The organism is Camelimonas sp. FR25 (genome assembly GCF_059740505.1).
Map to the genome: position 1 here is coordinate 51084 of NZ_JCAWFG010000030.1, position 17557 is coordinate 68640.

17 protein-coding genes and 1 pseudogene are annotated in these 17557 nt (G+C 61.8%); 4 read left to right on the plus strand and 14 right to left on the minus strand.

Annotation, left to right across the window (positions count from 1 at the left end; all coding sequences use genetic code 11):
- Positions 1–364: 364 nt before the first annotated feature.
- The 7 genes from AC6A67_RS03880 to sdhC form a co-directional block, all read right to left on the minus strand.
- Positions 365–985 (minus strand): TetR/AcrR family transcriptional regulator, encoded by a 621-nt coding sequence (locus AC6A67_RS03880; RefSeq protein ID WP_498035242.1) that lies wholly within the window; start codon positions 983–985, stop codon positions 365–367.
- Positions 982–2178 carry a cell division protein ZapE gene (gene zapE / locus AC6A67_RS03885; protein WP_498035243.1) on the minus strand — a complete coding sequence of 399 codons (1197 nt, stop codon included), beginning with the start codon at positions 2176–2178 and terminating at the stop codon, positions 982–984. The genes AC6A67_RS03880 and zapE overlap by 4 nt, the downstream gene beginning before the upstream one ends.
- 125 nt (positions 2179–2303) lie before the next feature.
- Positions 2304–2765 carry an AprI/Inh family metalloprotease inhibitor gene (locus AC6A67_RS03890; RefSeq protein WP_498035244.1) on the minus strand — a complete coding sequence of 154 codons (462 nt, stop codon included), beginning with the start codon at positions 2763–2765 and terminating at the stop codon, positions 2304–2306.
- A 348-nt stretch (positions 2766–3113) separates the two neighbouring features.
- A complete protein-coding gene (locus AC6A67_RS03895) occupies positions 3114–3899 on the minus strand; it encodes a succinate dehydrogenase iron-sulfur subunit (protein WP_498035245.1) in 786 nt (261 codons plus the stop codon).
- A gap of 89 nt (positions 3900–3988) precedes the next feature.
- The gene (gene sdhA, locus AC6A67_RS03900) at positions 3989–5809 is read right to left on the minus strand and encodes a succinate dehydrogenase flavoprotein subunit (RefSeq protein WP_498035246.1); all 1821 of its coding nucleotides are present in this window, start codon (positions 5807–5809) and stop codon (positions 3989–3991) included.
- Positions 5810–5915: 106 nt separating this feature from the next.
- Positions 5916–6317 carry a succinate dehydrogenase, hydrophobic membrane anchor protein gene (gene sdhD / locus AC6A67_RS03905; protein ID WP_498035247.1) on the minus strand — a complete coding sequence of 134 codons (402 nt, stop codon included), beginning with the start codon at positions 6315–6317 and terminating at the stop codon, positions 5916–5918.
- A gap of 11 nt (positions 6318–6328) precedes the next feature.
- A complete protein-coding gene (gene sdhC, locus AC6A67_RS03910; RefSeq protein ID WP_498035248.1) occupies positions 6329–6748 on the minus strand; it encodes a succinate dehydrogenase, cytochrome b556 subunit in 420 nt (139 codons plus the stop codon).
- A gap of 382 nt (positions 6749–7130) precedes the next feature.
- Here sdhC and AC6A67_RS03915 point away from each other — a divergent pair, with 382 nt between their 5' ends.
- On the plus strand, positions 7131–8039 hold the full coding sequence (locus AC6A67_RS03915; protein WP_498035249.1) for a LysR substrate-binding domain-containing protein: 909 nt from the start codon (positions 7131–7133) through the stop codon (positions 8037–8039).
- 90 nt (positions 8040–8129) lie between these two features.
- Here AC6A67_RS03915 and AC6A67_RS03920 read toward each other — a convergent pair whose 3' ends face one another.
- From AC6A67_RS03920 to AC6A67_RS03950, 7 genes are all read right to left on the minus strand, one after another.
- Positions 8130–9200, minus strand: coding sequence for a MaoC family dehydratase (locus tag AC6A67_RS03920; RefSeq protein WP_498035250.1), 1071 nt, complete (start codon positions 9198–9200; stop codon positions 8130–8132).
- Positions 9201–9315: 115 nt separating this feature from the next.
- Entirely contained in the window at positions 9316–10338 is a 1023-nt protein-coding gene (locus AC6A67_RS03925; RefSeq protein WP_498035251.1) for a zinc-binding dehydrogenase, read from the minus strand.
- A 139-nt stretch (positions 10339–10477) separates the two neighbouring features.
- Positions 10478–11230, minus strand: coding sequence for an SDR family NAD(P)-dependent oxidoreductase (locus AC6A67_RS03930; protein ID WP_498035252.1), 753 nt, complete (start codon positions 11228–11230; stop codon positions 10478–10480).
- A gap of 69 nt (positions 11231–11299) precedes the next feature.
- The gene (locus tag AC6A67_RS03935) at positions 11300–12583 is read right to left on the minus strand and encodes a beta-ketoacyl-ACP synthase (protein WP_498035264.1); all 1284 of its coding nucleotides are present in this window, start codon (positions 12581–12583) and stop codon (positions 11300–11302) included.
- 31 nt (positions 12584–12614) lie between these two features.
- Entirely contained in the window at positions 12615–13760 is a 1146-nt protein-coding gene (locus tag AC6A67_RS03940; RefSeq protein WP_498035253.1) for a beta-ketoacyl-ACP synthase, read from the minus strand.
- Positions 13757–14221, minus strand: a complete 465-nt coding sequence (locus tag AC6A67_RS03945) for a 3-hydroxyacyl-ACP dehydratase FabZ family protein (protein WP_498035254.1) — start codon at positions 14219–14221, stop codon at positions 13757–13759. The genes AC6A67_RS03940 and AC6A67_RS03945 overlap by 4 nt, the downstream gene beginning before the upstream one ends.
- A 76-nt stretch (positions 14222–14297) precedes the next feature.
- Entirely contained in the window at positions 14298–14579 is a 282-nt protein-coding gene (locus AC6A67_RS03950; RefSeq protein ID WP_498035255.1) for an acyl carrier protein, read from the minus strand.
- A 484-nt stretch (positions 14580–15063) separates the two neighbouring features.
- Between AC6A67_RS03950 and AC6A67_RS03955 the strand changes: the two genes are divergently transcribed.
- The 3 genes and pseudogenes from AC6A67_RS03955 to AC6A67_RS03965 form a co-directional block, all read left to right on the plus strand.
- On the plus strand, positions 15064–15780 hold the full coding sequence (locus AC6A67_RS03955; RefSeq protein ID WP_498035256.1) for an ABC transporter permease: 717 nt from the start codon (positions 15064–15066) through the stop codon (positions 15778–15780).
- Positions 15781–15792: 12 nt separating this feature from the next.
- A complete protein-coding gene (locus AC6A67_RS03960; RefSeq protein ID WP_498035257.1) occupies positions 15793–16551 on the plus strand; it encodes an ABC transporter ATP-binding protein in 759 nt (252 codons plus the stop codon).
- A 121-nt stretch (positions 16552–16672) separates the two neighbouring features.
- Positions 16673–17557, plus strand: a pseudogene (locus AC6A67_RS03965) (transposase); the annotation flags it as partial.

Consider the following 17557-nt stretch of genomic DNA (forward strand, 5'->3'; position numbering starts at 1 on the left):
GACCGTGTCATCGCCGACAACAATTTCCCGACCTCATTGCGCGGACGAATTCGCCAACTGAGGCTGACGGCTATCAAAACCGGCACCTCCCGCGACTACCCGCTCTGGCTGTCAAACGCGTGGACGCTGCCCCAGCGCCGGCCCGCTCCAAAATCACATTGTCGCGTTCAGGGCGTTTCGGCCGTTTCCGAAGGAATCGCAAGAGCCTACTGGCTGGCCGAGGCGGAAAGCGACCGCTCATCCAACGCGGCAAAAATTTCCCAACGCATTGATAATACAAGTAAAATTTGTGTTCAGCGGAGACGGCGACGACCGCAGTCTTCACAGTACAGCGCTTGCTACAAGTTTCATTTTTTGTAATTCGTCACACAAGGCCGGCGCGAAGCGCTCTCATTACCACTCCGACGGACACATTGAGCCGGTGTTCGATCATGCTTCGCAGACGTTGCGCATCCGCCGCGACCGACACGGGGTGCGTAAACCGGTGCAAGGCGTCGATCAAAAAGGCTAGCGCAGCATCCCGATCGGTCACAGTGAACAGCTCTTCACTGATACCGTCGTCGATGGCGTCGACGAAGGCCCGGCGGATGCGCCCGAGATGACGGCGCGCCAATGGTCTATTCAGGCTGACAGCGTCCGAGAAGAGATGGAACACCTCAGGGTCACGATCGAGCAAATCCCGATAGCCGCGTGCAAGGGCGTAGACCATGCGTTCCAGCTTGTCGTCAGCAGGATCGGGCGCGCCGGAGATATCGCCAATGTGGCGCTCCACTGGTCTCAGGGCGATCGCGACGACGCCATCAAGCAGCTCCTCACGTGATGCGAAATACCGGTAGACATTGGCATGCGTCATGCCAGCATCTTCCGCCACGGCAACCAGCCGAACCCGGTTCCGACCCGCGCGCCTCAGATGTTCCGCCGCGATAGCCAGCAGGCGGCCCTTCGGATCACCGGATTGCGAGCGGGCCTGCCGGTTCGAGGTCATTGTCCCTGCGCCACCGTGGCCTCGCCTTCACCCAATGGCACAGCGTCTGTGGGCCGGCCGTAGGGCGACGCCAGATAGGGTTCGGATTGCATCTCGATAAGCCGCGACACTGTGCGATCAAACTCGAATGCCTCCCGACCACTGGACGCGCGGTAGAGCCGTTCCGGTAGGGCTTCAGCTGAGGCAAGCAACTTGACGTGGTGCTCATACAGCGTGTCGATCAGCGTGATAAACCGCTTCGCCTCATTGCGCTGTTCGAGTTCCATCACTGGTATGTCTTCGATGATGACCGTATGAAAATTCTCGGCTACGGCGCGGTAATCCGACGCCCCATAGGCGCGGGCGCACAGGTCCCGGAAGCTGAAACGGGCGACGCCCGGCCCGGCCTCGGGCACCTCAACACGATGCCCCTTCACGACAAGCGTCGCCTGTCTGCCTTGCTGCATCCCTGACAGACGCTGGAAGGCGTCACGCAATGCTGCTCGCGCGTTCTCATCAGCGGGCACGTGGAATACCCTGGCTCCTGCGAGCTTTTCGAGTCTGAAATCCGTGCGTGAGTCGAGCTGTACAACCTCCATGTGCGCGACGATGATGTCGATGAAAGGCAAAAACAGCGCCCGATTCAGGCCATTCTCATAGAGTCGCCGGGGTTCAACATTCGATGTTGCGACCACCACCACCCCTTCGTCGAGCAGCGCGCGAAACAGCCGCCCCAGGATCATGGCGTCTGCGATATCCGTCACGGTGAACTCGTCAAAGCACAACAGACGCGCCTCTCGCGCCAGCTCAGCCGCAACAACTGGTATCGGATCAACGTCGCGGGTTTTCCCCTCACGGACAAGTTGCCGGAAGGCGAAGATGCGCTCATGCGCATCGGCCATGAATTCGTGGAAATGGGCGCGCCGTTTGGCGCTGACGGCTACTTCCTCGAAGAACAGGTCCATCAGCATCGTCTTGCCGCGCCCGACGAACCCCCAAATGTACAGGCCCTTGCTCGCTGCAGGCGCATCCTTGCGCCTAAATAGACTGCGCAGCAGCCCCCCGCCCCCTCGCCGCGCACCCTGCTCAAGTTCCCCCGCAAGCTGGTCAAAGCGCGCCACCAGAGCCTGCTGCGCCGGGTCCCGCTCAATCTGCCCAGAGCGGACGAGTTCGTTATAACGGGCAGCGACCTTACCCTGCACTGGGATCACCATCTTCTACCTTGCGCCCCGGCGCCAAGCCGGGCTTGTCGTCCGCGACGCCTGCAGCCTCCGCGCCGCCCACAATGAAACGGCGCCCGCAGGCGCCGCTCCCGAAACAGTACATAAATACCCGCACGCTACTTACTAAGCGTCAGTGGCGCGCCGGATTTGGCGATCACACCATTAAACTGCCCGCCGCCATCCCGCAGTCGCGCGACCACTCCGCCGCGCGCGTAGAGATAGACCTCACCGTCACGAAATTCCCACGCGTTGACGCTCTGCAGGTCCTTGTTGGCGCAACCAGACGTGCTGGCGCGATACAGATCCAGAGACGGCGTCGAGGACAAATTGACGGAGCAGGCGCCGGCGGCTTCCTTGGCTGTCCAACGCCCCACTGCGCTGGAGCGCGAGGCAGCTGGAGGCGGCGCAGGCGGCGCCGGAGCGACCGTCGACGGAGCGCCGCCGACCGGAGGCAGAGCAGCAACCTCGGTTCCGCCAGGAGTGAGCCCACCTTGCAGGTTTGGATCCGGAGCCACAACGGCGCCTGGCGCCGGCGGCAGCGGGCTGCTCTCGATCCGGCCCAGCTGTGAGCCACCCAATCCCGGCTCTATATCCGAGTCCACGGGCGCGGGACGTTGCGGCGCTGGCCTGCTATAGCCGCCGCCACCGTCAAACCGGCTGGACTGACACGCTGCCAGCGACCCCGCCAGCACAAGCGCCGCGCCAATCCGCATCAGGCGATGCGTGTCGGTGGTTCGAATCGAAATGAGCCGCATCTGCGTTCCTGAACCTTCTTGATCGCCCCAGTCTGAGGACGCAACGCAATCAATATCCCGGACAAAGCGCGCCCGAAACGCCGCAAATGGATAATCACGTAACTGTGGCGCCAAAACAAGACGGCGCCGGACCAAGGCCCGACGCCGCGTAAAGCTTGACCGTGCTGCGCCTCAGACCTGGCGGACCACCATCATCTTCTTGATCTCGGCAATCGCCTTGGCCGGATTGAGATGCTTGGGGCAAACGTTGGCGCAGTTCATGATGGTGTGGCAGCGGTACAGACGGAAGGGATCCTCCAGCTTGTCGAGCCGGCCGCCTGTATCCTCGTCGCGGCTGTCAATCAGCCAGCGGTAAGCCTGCAGGAGCGCCGCCGGGCCCATGTAGCGCTGGCCGTTCCACCAATAGCTCGGGCAGGAGGTGCTGCAGCAGGCGCACAGGATGCACTCGTACAGACCATCCAGCTTCAGCCGGTCTTCCGGCGACTGCCGCCACTCCTTCTCAGGAGCCGGGGTCACCGTCTTGAGATAAGGCTCGATGGCCGCGTGCTGCGCGTAGAAGGTGCTCAGATCGGGAACCAGATCCTTGACCACTGGCATATGCGGCAGCGGATAAATGCGCACCACGCCCTTGTCTGCGCACTCGTCGATGCCAATGGTGCACGCCAGCGTATTGGCGCCATTGATGTTCATCGAGCACGATCCGCAGATACCCTCGCGGCAGGAGCGACGCAAAGTCAGGGTCGGATCAATATTGTTCTTGATCCACAACAGTGCGTCCAAAACCATCGGACCGCAATCATCCCGATCCACGTAATAGGTGTCGATCACCGGGTTCTTGCCGTCGTCGGGATTCCACCGGTAAACGCGGAACGTGGTCGTGCGGGCGGCCGATGCAGGCTTCGGCCAGGTCTTACCCTCGGAAATCCGGGAGTTTTTGGGCAGGGAAAATTCGGCCATCTCGCGTCCAGCCTCAATCTCGTGACAGGCCCGGCGGACGAAGCCGCCAGGGCCGTTTCAACGTACGTCCGGGCTCCGGACAGGGATGCTCAGTACACGCGCGCCTTCGGCTTGATGTACTCGATGTCGTCGGTCATCGTGTAGGTATGCACGGGCCGGTAGTCGATCGTGACCGTGCGGGCATGATCGTCCACCCACGTCAGCGTGTGCTTCATCCACTCGTCGTCGTTGCGATCGGGGAAGTCTTCACGTGCATGGGCGCCGCGGGATTCCTTACGGTTGACCGCGCCTTCCATGGTCACCACAGCCTGGGTGATGAGGTTGTCGAATTCGAGCGTCTCAAGCAGGTCCGAGTTCCAGACCAGCGACCGGTCGGTGACCCGCACGTCCGCTGCGGCCCGCCACACGTCGTGGATCAGCTTCTTGCCCTCTTCCAGCACTTCGCCGGTGCGGAACACCGCGCAGTTGGACTGCATGGTCTTCTGCATGTTGAGGCGCAGTTCGGCGGTTGGCGTACCGCCGTTGGCGTAGCGGAACTTGTCGAGCCGCGAGAGAGCCAGATCAGCCGAATCTGCCGGCAGCTCTGCATGCTTCTGGCCAGGCTTGACCAGCTCAGCCGCGCGCAGGCCGGCGGCGCGGCCGAACACCACCAGGTCGATGAGCGAGTTTGAGCCCAGGCGGTTAGCGCCGTGCACCGAAACGCACGCTGCTTCGCCAATGGCCATCAGGCCCGGCACGACCGAATCCGGATCGCCGCCAACCTTGGTCAGCACTTCGCCATGATAGTTCGTCGGGATGCCGCCCATGTTGTAGTGGACGGTGGGCAACACCGGGATCGGCTCGCGGGTTACATCGACGCCTGCGAAAATCTTGGCGCTCTCCGAGATGCCTGGCAGGCGCTCATGAAGGATCGCCGGATCAAGGTGATCCAGATGCAGATAGATGTGATCCTTGTTCTTGCCGACGCCGCGACCTTCACGGATCTCGACCGTCATCGACCGGGAGACCACGTCGCGCGACGCGAGGTCCTTGGCGGACGGCGCGTAACGCTCCATGAAGCGCTCGCCTTCGGAGTTGGTCAGGTAACCGCCCTCACCACGCGCGCCTTCGGTGATCAGGCAACCTGCGCCATAAATGCCGGTCGGGTGGAACTGAACGAACTCCATGTCCTGCAGGGGCAGGCCGGCGCGCAGCACCATGCCGCCGCCATCACCTGTGCAGGTGTGGGCCGACGTGGCGGAGAAGTAGGCGCGACCGTAGCCACCCGTCGCCAGCATGGTCAGATGCGAGCGGAAACGGTGAATGGTGCCGTCATCCATCTTGATCGCGATAACGCCACGGCAGGCGCCGTTATCCATGATCAGATCAATGGCGAAATACTCGATGAAGAACTCGGTCGAGTTGCGCAGCGCCTGGCCATACAGCGTATGCAGCATGGCGTGACCGGTACGGTCGGCCGCAGCGCAGGTACGCTGGGCTGGCGGGCCATTGCCGAAGTCAGTGGTCATGCCGCCGAACGGGCGCTGATAGATCTTGCCATCTTCCGTACGGGAGAACGGGACGCCCCAGTGCTCCAGCTCGTAGACGGCTGCTGGCGCGTTACGCACCAGATATTCGATAGAATCCTGGTCGCCCAGCCAGTCCGACCCCTTCACGGTGTCGTACATGTGCCACTTCCAGTTGTCCTCACCCATATTGCCGAGCGAAGCGGCGACGCCGCCCTGCGCAGCCACGGTGTGCGACCGCGTGGGGAATACCTTGGTGATGCAGGCTGTGCGAAGACCTGCCTCGGAGCAACCGACCGTTGCGCGCAAACCAGCGCCGCCACCACCGACAATCACCACGTCGAAGGTATGGTCGGTGATCGGGTAGGCCCGGCCGTTGATGGTATAAGTAGCAGAGGCTGACATCGATCACCCCGTTGAGCAGATCCTGGGCGGAACGCTACGTCCAACACACCAGAAAACGCAAAAATCCAATATAATGAGGCTCTTGGCGGCTGAACCGCCGGTTGCGTCAGATCAGCCGACCAACCGCAAGCTTCAGTATGGCAAAGACGCCGACAATGCCGATCGCAGCGGCAAAGAAGGTGTTGGCGATGACAGCTGCGACCCGTTGGCCGGCGGCTGGCAAATAGTCCTCAATGACGATGGACATGCCCAGGCGCATGTGGATCGACACCGAGATCACCAGCAACAGCAGCACGATTGCCGAGACCGGGTGCGAAACCACCGCTGCGGCGGATGCGTAATCCTGGCCATAGGCCAGCGCCAGTACGATCAGGAACGGAACGATCAGCAGCAGATTGGCGATCGCCGTGAGGCGCTGGCGCCAGAAATGCTCGGTGCCATGGTGGGCTGCGCCAAGGCCGGTGACGCTGGCGCGCGGCGTACGGAATGAGCGGTTTTCAGAAGACATCCCAGTCCCTCTCAGCGCGCGAATGCGACGATCGCCCAGAAGGCGACGGTGAGCACAACGGAGCCAACCAGGGTAAGCTTCGCCAGCGTCATGCGTGCATTGCGCTCGAAGCCCGCACCGGTGTCCCAGATGAAGTGACGAACGCCGCCAAGCATGTGATGGAAGAGCGCCCACGTGTAGGCGATCAGCACGAGCTTGCCGAAGATTGATGTCATCAACCAGCGGGCGCACTCATAGGGGCCTGGGCCCGCCGCGAGGGCGGCAAGCCAGCCAACAATCAGAACCGTGCCGAAATACAAGGCCACGCCAGTGACGCGATGGACGACGGACATCGCCATCGTCCATGTCCATTTGTAGATCTGCAGATGCGGCGACAGGGGCCGGATGTCTTCCAGCCGCCTTGCGGGCGCTTTCGCCTGAATCTCCGCCATGAAGACGTCTCCACTGAACCCGCGCGGCAGATGCCGCAAATAACCAGAAACTGCGACCACTGCTCAGGCTGTTGAGCATGATCGGTTTGCAAGAGGGCTGCGACAGAACGCCCGCCCCCAATTTGGAATGGTCCTAACCAATGTTAGCCCATCCCGCAACGCACGATTTCAACGCCAGGGGAGTCCAGGCGCTACTGCCGCTGCCCTCTGGCGACGCGACCCGCGCCCTTACCTGAGCAGGCGACCCACACAGGCCCAGTGGCGCGACCGTTAGCCATGCGCGACTGAACACGCAGCTGTTTAGAATTTCATTAAACTGGATTCCGTGGCGCTCAATGAGCTTTTCGTGTACCCATCCTTCGCCTGAGACGAAGGATGGCGCATGCGCTTTGATCTCACTGACCTTGTGCTGTTCCGGAATATCGCCGAGGCGGGATCGATTACCCACGGCGCGGCGCGAACGAACCTCGCGCTAGCAGCGGCGTCGACGCGCGTACGCAATCTCGAGGATTCTCTGGGCGCGACACTATTTGTGCGCAAGCGGCAGGGGGTCACCCTTACCCAAGCCGGAACCACGCTGCTGCAGCATGCCCGCAACATTCTCGAACAGGCTGAGCGATTGCGGGAGGATATGGGGCGCTATGCAGAGGGACTGGCGGGCCATATTCGCCTGCTATCAAACACGAACGCCCTGACCGAGTTTCTGCCCGAGGCGCTCTCTTCCTTCCTCGCCATCCACCCACACGTCTCCGTTGATCTTGAAGAGCGACTGTCGGGCGAGATCGTCGGGTTGATAGCCGAGGGCGCGGCGGAAATTGGCATTATCGCCGGCACGGTTGATCGCGGTGAACTCGAGACGTTTCCCTTTCGCAGGGATCGCTTCGTGCTCGTTGTCAGCGGCGACCATGCGCTGGCCGATGCCTCGCGCGATGCAGAGCGCGCTGCTTCGCCGATCCCGTTCGCCAGCGCGCTTGATTACGAATTTGTCGGACTGGACAGATCGAGCGCCTTGCAAAGATTTCTCGCGTCGAAGGCGGCGCGCGCCGGACGTCCACTGCGATTACGGGTGCAATTGCGCTCTTTCGACGGCGTCTGCAGGCTGGTCGAGACAGGGGTGGGGGTGGGGGTGGTGCCTGAAACCACCGCCCAACGCGCGACGCAAATCATGAATATCGTCGCTATCCCGCTCAGCGATGCATGGGCCGAGCGCGCGCTTTACCTCTGCGTTCGACGCTATGATCGCCTCACCCCCCTCGCCCAGCAATTGCTGCAGCACCTCCGTGCGACCTGAGGTGGGCTGGCCGTTCAGCAATAGCCAGCGCCGGCGCTGCCCAGACTGCATGGCGCCAACGCCGCCTGCATAGGGGCCTTTCCACGGATCTCAGCGCGGGATGATGGCCCAATAGTCAAAGTCGAGGATGACCGCTGGGTCCATCTCCTCGCCAGTACGGAAAGGATGATCGGCGCACGGACGATTCTTGGTCGCAACGAGGCGGAGCCGCAATGCGCCGACGTCACCACGTCCAGGCACGTCGGCCTTGTCGAGCACCTCCGACCACGCATAGACCGTATCGCCAGAGAACAGCGGGGCCACGTGTCGACCACCATTGATGGCGGCGATGTGGAATGCATTTCCGAGCCCGTTAAACGAAAGGGCGCGTGCCAGCGAGATAACCACACCGCCATAGATCAGGCGCTTGCCAAAACGCGTGTCTTTTGCGGCGTAACCGTCGAAATGAACTTTGGCGGTGTTCTGATACAGGCGCGTGGCAATCTGCTGCTCCGCTTCCTCCACGGTCATCCCGTCAACGTGGTCGATCTTCTCACCGACTGCATAATCGCCAAATCGGAATGGGTTGCCCGACAGCTCATCGCTCCAACCCGCAAGGCTTAGCGCCGGCAGCGCCGCGCCCAATGCCTCCGCCGGAACAGCCTTCTGCAGCTCCGGAACGTGCTCGCCGGTCGGGGCCGCTGACTCGTCCGCCTTTTTCACCATCACCCAGCGGACATATTCGAGCACTGTTTCGCCGCGCTGATTGGAACCAGTCGAGCGGACGTACACGACGCCTGTCTTGCGATTGGAATTTTCCTTGAGGCCAATCACCTCTGAGACCGTGGAAATCGTATCGCCGGGATAGACCGGGTTCAGAAAGCGCCCTTCGGCATAGCCGAGGTTGGCTACAGCGTTGAGCGAGATGTCAGGCACGGTCTTGCCGAACACCACGTGGAACAGCAGCAGATCGTCGATAGGGCTGCGATCATAGCCGATGGACCTGGCGAACTCGTCCGATGACTGGACGGCGAAACGCGATCCATAAAGCGCCGTGTAAAGCGCCACGTCGCCCGTGGTGATTGTGCGGGGCGTCGCGTGGCGGATCACTTCGCCAATGCGGAAATGCTCGAAAAAGCGACCCGGGCTGGTTTTTTGGGACTTGCTGCTCACTTCGGTCATCGGCTGCCTCACAGGATAAGACCGGCGCGGCGTTTGCAGGCCCCGACGCCGAAAACGGATCATGGCCACCTGTGTCCGGACAGGTGGGCCTCACTTGTTGACGTCTCCGACTGACTCAGAAACGCACCACAATTTTTCCAAACGCCTGACGACCTTCAAGCCGCTCGAGACCCTTCTGGAAATCCGACAGTTCGAACACCGAATCGATCACCGGGTTCATGCCACCCGCCATCTTGTCGAGCGACTGGCGGATGTTGGCCATCGAGCAGCCGAACGAGCCGGTGATGCGATATTGTTGCTGGAACAATTGCATCAGGTTCATTGTGGTGGAGATGCCGGAGGTTGATCCACATGTCACAAGGCGACCGCCGCGCTTGAGACACAGCAGACTACCGTTCCAGGTATCGACGCCGACGTGTTCAAAAACGACATCCACGCCCTTGCGCTTGGTCTGCTTGCGGACCACGCCCTCAAAGCGCTCGGTGCGATAATTGATGACAAAATCAGCGCCCAGTGCCTTGGCGCGTTCGCCCTTCACATCGTCGCCGACAGTTGCGAAGACGTAACAACCGATGTCCTTCGCCATTTTGATGGCGGCAGTGCCGATGCCTGACCCGCCGGCATGGACGAGGATGGTTTCGCCTGGTTCGAGCCGGGCGTTGTCAAACAGCATATGCTGAACCGTGCCGAATCCGATCGGCGCGCAGGCGGCGTCTTCGAAGCTGACGCTATCTGGCGCCTTGATGACCAGCCGCTCCGGTCGATTGATGAATTCACGGGCAAAGCCGTCGACATGGAAGCCGAGAATGCCGGCGACATTTTCGCAGAGGTTGTCGCGCCCCTCCCGGCAGGCCTTGCAATTGTTGCAGGTCTCCGCGCCATACATCGCGACTCTGTCGCCAACTTTCAGCGTCGTGACGCCCTCGCCTACGCGAACAACTTCACCCGCCGCTTCGACGCCAGCCACCTGGGGCATTTTACGCCGGGCAAAGGCCATGCCGCGGAAGCCCCACAGGTCAAGATAGTTCAGCGCGATCGCGCGCGTCCGGATCTGTACCTCTCCGGGGCCTGGCGGCGGCGGAGGTTCAATATCCGTCAGGCGAAGGTCGCGATCCCCGAAAAGCTGCAGCGCGCGCATGGCGATTCCTGTGCGCCCTCGGGCGCCTTTAAAATGATGCTTCAGGAGCGGCCCGACCCGGTGGCCGCCGCCCGGTTGGAGTGCGCAAACAATGCCGACCCGCGCGACACATTGCGTGGGTCTGTGCAAAGAGTGCGGCTCAATACCGATGCGCGCTTATCTGCGCGGACAACCCGCCATCGACTGGTAAAACAGCGCCGGTGACATAGGATGCTGCGTCACTTAGCAGGAACGCCGCCATCGCCGCCACTTCGTCGGAACGAGCAAATCTGCCAGCTGGAATCTGCTTCTCCAGCGTCGCGCGGTGTTCCGCGTACCGGGCCATCATATCCGTATCGATGAAACCCGGGGCAATGGTGTTGACGGTCACACCACGCTTGGCGGTCTCGACCGCCAACGTACGAAGCCACGAGGCGACCGCGCCCTTTGAAGCAGCGTAGGCGCCATTGCCCGCGTTGGCGTGGATCGACGTGATGGAACCGATGGCGACGATACGGCCAGAGCGGCTGCGCACCATGCCGCGGACCAGCGCCTTGGCGATCGCTGTCAGCGACCAGAAGTTGACCTGCATGGCCTCATCGGCCTTGTCGCGCGACATCATCGCCGCCAGTGCGTCGTAAGACTGTCCGGCGTTATGCACGAAGCCGTAATAGCCGTCGTCCTCCCGCTCGGCACAGAACCTGTCGACGCTCGCTGCATCTGACAGGTCAAGCGCAAAGGCCCGGAACGCCTGATCTGGATAGGTTGCTGTCAACCCGGCGATCTGGGCGTCCGCCTGGGCCACGGAAGAGCGATAGGTAAAATCCACATCAAAACCAGCCGTCGCCAGCGAACGGACGATGGCGGCGCCGAGGCCCTTGCCGCCGCCGGTAACCAGTACGCGCCTGCTCATACAAGATCCCTTAAATGGACACGGCGCCGACGGGCGCCATATCGCGTCGTCAATGTTCGCTCTGTTAGCTCAGGTGGGTTCGGCTGAGAAAACCAGGCAGGTATTCTGACCACCAAATCCGAACGAGTTCGACAGCACGTGCCGGACCTCGGCATCGCGCGCCACATTCGGAACCACATCAAGGGCAATCGCCGGATCGGGGACGTTATAGTTTATGGTCGGAGGAACCCGACCGGTATTGATGGTCAGCAGCGAGGCCACCGCCTCCACCGCGCCAGCGGCGGTGAGGGTGTGCCCAACCATTGATTTGTTCGATGAAATTGGAACAGACGCCATGCGCTCCCCGAGAACGGAGATCAGCCCCAGCGCTTCCATCTTGTCGTTTTCTGGCGTGCTGGTGCCATGGGCGTTCACGTAATCGATATCGTCAGGCGTCAGTCCGGCGTCGCGGATGGCGCCTTCGATCGCCGCGATGGCGGGCGCCCCGTCGGGACTGGAACGCGTGCGATGGAAACTATCGCCCTTTTCACCACAGCCTGCGACAAAGCCGAGAATGCGCGCGCCGCGCGCCAGAGCATGGTCGTAGTCCTCCAGAACCAGCGCCGCAGCGCCCTCGCCCATGACAAACCCGTCGCGGTTCTTGGAGAAGGGCTTCGATGCGCCTTCCGGCGGATCATTCTGGGTCGAGAGCGCCGACAACAAGGAAAAACGGATCAATGATTCGGGGTTCACCGAGCCATCCGTTCCCATGCACAGCGCCACAGGGGTCTCGCCGCGACGAATCGCTTCTACGCCAAGCTGTATCGCTGTGGCGCCGGACGAACATGCCGTAGACAGCGATATGGGCGAGCCCTTGGTTCCGAAGCGTCGGGCGACAATCGCCGCCACGCCGCCGAACAGGAACAGCTCATACCAGTCGCGAAACTTGCCCGTGCGGGCGCCAGCCAAAAGAGTTGCATAGGTCACCGGCTGGCCATCGGCGCCGGCCTCGGCAAGGGCGCGGCGCTGTGGCCATTCCATCTCCACTGGGGGCACAGCGATAAACAAAGGCCCAGGAAAGTCCCCGGGCTTGCCTACACCGGACTGGCCGATGGCCTCTGCGCCAGCGCGCATGGCCATTTCCTGCGACAGGGCCGGGGCGCAAAACGGCTCGACATCAATAAAGTCGACCGTGGCGGCGATGGTCGTCTTGAGCCCGTCAATCGGGAAACGCGTAAGGCGATGAACGCCTGAGCGCCCCGCGGTGAGCGCAGCCCAGTTGTCTTCCTTCCCCTCGCCGAGGGAAGTGACGATCCCCATACCGGTAACGGCGACGAGAGGGCGGCCTGCCTTGTCCCGATGTAACGACGTCATGACGAGCTCCGGCGGATTAATTGTGCAGACTTCAGACCACGCGGGAAAGGCGCGCGACGCCCTCGCCTCGCCGATGACCGACGCCAGTGACGACTGCCTGTTCGAAACCTCCCTGCGACAGCAAAGCTGCCGCAAGACCAACGCCTGCCGGGAACTGTGGCTCTACCAGATGGCCAAACACGTCGCCGGTCATGAACGCCTTTGCAGCGCCCGCCCGGCTGGCGATCACCCCCAGCTCTTCGGCGGTGACGCCCGGGGCGCCCGTAGCGCCAGAGATCACCACGCCGGCTGCGGCCTGAAAGTCACTGGCGACCTGGCTCCACAGCGCATCCAGAGATTGCGCCACACCGCCAGGCTGACGTTGCGGCATGTCGGACACAACGCCATCGAGGCGCGCAAGCGGCGTCGCGCCGCGTGCCCGCGCGACCTCCGCTGCCTCAACAACCAAAAATGCTGAACCAGAGCCAAGGACGAAGCCACCGCCTTCGCTTTCACGCGCGCGAATCTCGGTCGGCGCGCCAGTCCACAGATAGTCGGACATGGCGTAGATCAGCAGGACGTCCGGCCGCTCGGCATTGTAAGAGCCGCCAACAAGAAACGCATCTGACTGCCCGGAACGAATCCTTGCTTCAGCAATGCGCAAGGCGTCGACCCCGGCCTGCTCCTCGCCCATAAAGGTGCGGGAACCGCCGGTGACACCGTGAACGATCGAAATGTTGCCTGCGAGCAGATTCGAAAGCTGCGCCAGAAACATCGTCGGCCTGATGTCACTCATCAGACGTTCGTTGAGCATCACGCCAGGGTTTTCCGATGTCGGCGCCCCCGTCAGGATCTGGCCATCAACGGCATAATCACGCTCCCCGCCGCCGGCCGCGACAATCATCTCCAGCCGCCCCAGGCGCTCCTGGTCGCCCTTCAAGCCAGCCGAATCCAGAGCGAGCCCAGCGGCATAGACGCCCAGCTTCTGCCAGGCTTCCATCTGGCGCTGATCAGCCTTTTTCGGAATCTGACCTTCGAACCCGATCTGCGCCACCGGGTGAACCGAATAGGGCGCGAACGAATCCCGGTCCACGGGCGGAGCGGAGCCAGTCAGCATGGCGTTTACGTGGACGTCGACGCCCTCACCTGCTGCAGACACGATGCCGACGCCGGTGATCCAGATTTCGCGCTGCGTCATGACGCCTCCGACAATGCCAGACCAATGTCATTTGCCCGTTCCCGCATCAGCATGCTCATCCCCTCGGGGAACGGCAACAAACGGAACATCAACTCAGCGTCACAGATGGCGCGCCCATCGTGTCTGATGCTGGCTTTTGTAACCGCAAAACCTGAACCAAGATGATCAAGCGAGGCGTCAATTTCCAGCTGCGCGCCTGGACCGACGAACGATCTGAACTTGGCCTTCTGAACACCCGCGAGGAACGGCATCCTGTCGTAGGAGCCGAGCGCCAGCAGCAGATAACCGGATGTCTGCGCCATTGTCTCGGTCAGGAGCACGCCGGGCATGAGCGGATAGCCAGGAAAGTGCCCCTCGAACACAGGACTCTCGCCGGGAACGGTCGCTGCCGCCTTCAGGCTCTTCCCCTCCTTGTCCAGATGCAAGACCTGGTCAACCATCCTGAAATATTCGAGCTGCATTGACGCGCCTTCAGCAGCCCGGGCACGAACCGGCTCTATTTAGCCCGCACCCAGGTATTAGCAAATAATAGAAAAATCAGCCCTGCTTGGCTGCGACAAGCTGGTCGATACGGTCGCAGAGGTTCTTGAGCACAAAATATTCCTCAGCCGGAACTTTCCCCTCGTTAACTTCCTGCGTCCACTGCTCGAGCGGAAGCTTGATGCCGAACGCCTTGTCGATGGCGAAGGCGATATCGAGGAAGGCGAGCGAATCGACGCCAAGGTCTTCGATCGCGTGCGACTCGGGTGTAATCTGCTCACGCGGGATATCGCAGGTGTCTGCGATGATATCTGCAACCGTCTCAAACGTGGACGCCATGACGCACTCCTGCAATACGGTGCAAACCTGTCGCGACGGGGAAACACGCAGGCTCGCTACGACCGTTCCGGCCAGCATAATATGACCAGTTTGCCGGTACCTATAACCTCCCAGGCGACGTTGTCCAATGCTGAACGCCGTGTTTGTGACGCGCAATTCCGGGCGCGACGCCAAGCCGCGTCCTGGCCAGCCCCAACGCTACGTAAGGCGCCAGCGCCGCTTCGCGTGACCGGCAGCTCCCGTCCAGCATATCGCCATATGGCGCGATATTGTGTAGGAACGGCGCTAGAATTTCTGGCCGAGCCAGGCGCCAAAGCTCTCCCTCCAGGGTGATTTCGAGGCGGCGACGCCTTCTCTGTCATGCACCGCGCGAAGCACCAGCAGGAGCACAATGTCTCTTAAGCCTTCACCCCGGGACTGGCGGCGAGCCTCGTTGGACGCAGCCCAAGGCATCGCGGCGTGGCACGTCTGGAGCCTGCTTGCCATGACCGATATTCGCCAGCGCTACAAACGCTCGCGGGTCGGCGCGTTCTGGATCACGCTGAGCATGGCAGCCTTCGTCGGTGGCATCGGCGTTGTCTACTCGACGCTGTTCAAGCAGGACATCACCACCTACCTGCCCTATCTCGCGATCAATTATGTCGTCTGGACCTTGATCCTCGGCATCGTTACGGACGCCACCACCGTATTCACGGCCTCCGGTGTCTATCTGCGACAGGAGGCGATGCCGAAAACCCTGTTCGCCATGCGGCTCATTGCGCGAAACCTCATCATGTTCGCGCACAACATCATCATCATTCCCATCGTGATGATCATTTTCCGTGTCCCGCCAAGCTGGGAGATGTTGCTCGCCATTCCAGGGATGCTTCTGCTGCTGGCCGCTGCGTACCCCGTGGTGCTGCTGATCGGCATGATTTCAACACGGTTCAGGGACACGCCGGTCATCATCCAGAACGTGCTGCAGATCGCGTTCTTTTTGACGCCAATCATGTGGCGGGTCGAGCAGTTGGGCGCCGCCGCGCCCTATGTCGTGGGTTTCAATCCCTTCGCCATCTTCTTGCGCGTCGTCAGCGAGCCCCTTCACGGGCGAATCCCGAGCCTTTGGACATGGGGCGTGGCGGTGGCCATGGTTATCCTGCTGTATGCAATAACGGCGCCCCTGTTCGCGCGGCTGCGCGCCCGTATCGTTTACTGGCTCTGACAGGAGGCGCAGATGGCTTCAATTGACCTGATCAACGCCTCGGTCGAGTTCCCAATCTACAATGCCCGCGGCCGCTCCATCCGGCGCAATATTCTTGCGCGCGTCGGCGGCCAGGTGGCCGCCGATGGCGACGTGGTGTCCGTCAATGCATTGCAGGACGTCACCCTGTCACTCCGACAAGGCGACCGACTAGGCATTCTGGGTCACAATGGCGCCGGCAAGTCGACCTTGCTCCGCGTGTTATCCGGGGCCTATGAGCCGTCCTCTGGCGAAGCTGAGATCAAGGGATCGGTGTCATCCCTGCTCGACATCACCATGGGCATGGACCCGGAAATGAGCGGCGCCGAGAACATCGTTCTGCGCGGCGCGCTGATCGGCATGACCATTGCCGAGGCGAAGGCCAGCATCGCTCGCATCGGCGAGTTCGCTGAGATCGGCGACTTCATGGACTTGCCAATGCGCACCTATTCGTCGGGGATGAACCTACGCATCGCCTTCGCCATATCCACCGCCATACGGCCTGACATATTGCTCATGGACGAACTGGTCAGCGTTGGCGACGCGTCTTTCGCCCAAAAGGCGCGGCAACGAATTCGGGACCTGATCGATAACGCAGGCATCCTGGTATTGGCGTCGCACGATTCATCCACACTGCTGGAATACTGCAACCGTGGGATTGTCATGGAGCACGGTCGCCTTGTCTTCGATGGATCAATTGAGGATGCGGTGATGCACCATCACGGCAAATTGCCTGAGACGAAGCCAGGCTAAGAATCTGCGGCGCGTGACAAAGCGCTTATCCAGAAGCGAACGCGAAAAAGGCCGGGCACCGCCCGGCCTCAGACCGCTGACAACCCCCTGGCGTGAGCCGGGGGTTTTGATTCACTGGGTCATGCTGCGACGCCCCGGACCCGAACAGACCGCAATCGAGATGGTGACGCTCGAAGAGCTGGTCCCGCCCGACCACCTGCTGCGCAAGATTGATGCGGTGGTCGATTTTTCGTTCATCCACGATCTGACAGCGCCGTTGTATTGCGCCGACAACGGCCGGCCGCCGCTGGATCCGACCCTGATGTTCAAGGCGCTGTTCCTCGGCTACCTGTTCGGCGTGCGCTCAGAGCGCCAGCTCGTGCGGGAGATCGAGGTCAATGTCGCCTATCGCTGGTTTCTGCGGCTGAAGCTGACGCAAAAGGTCTTCGACGCCTCGACGCTGTCGCAGAACCGCCGCCGGCGCTACCAGGACGAGAGCGTGGCGCAGGCGATCTTCGACCGCATCGTCGAGCAGGCGATGACGCTCGGTCTGGTCGACGGGCGCACGCTGTACACGGATTCCACCCATCTGAAGGCGAACGCCGACAAGAACTGGTTCGATGTCGAACTGGCGGCGAAGTCGCGGGCGGCCTACTGGGCGGAACTTGACGCGGCCATTGATACCAGAACCCGATGAGCGTGACTCATCGGGTTCTGGCTAAGCCCGTGCGGCGCCTGAGCATTCAGGATGCGGATGCGTCAGCATCTTCGCATCCTGGTATGAGGAAGACCGGGCCACTCATGGCCAGAAGCCCTTGCCGCCAGCGCCGCCGCGCGAGCCGCCGGTGAAGCCCACCAAGATCAGCCGCACCGACAGGGATAGCGGCTACATGGTGCGCGATGGCAAGCCGAAAGGCTTCTTCTACCTCGACCATCGCACGGTGGACGGCAAGTTCAGCATCATCACCGACAGCTTCGCCACGCCGGCCAACGTGCATGACAGCATCCCCTATCTGGAGCGCCTCGA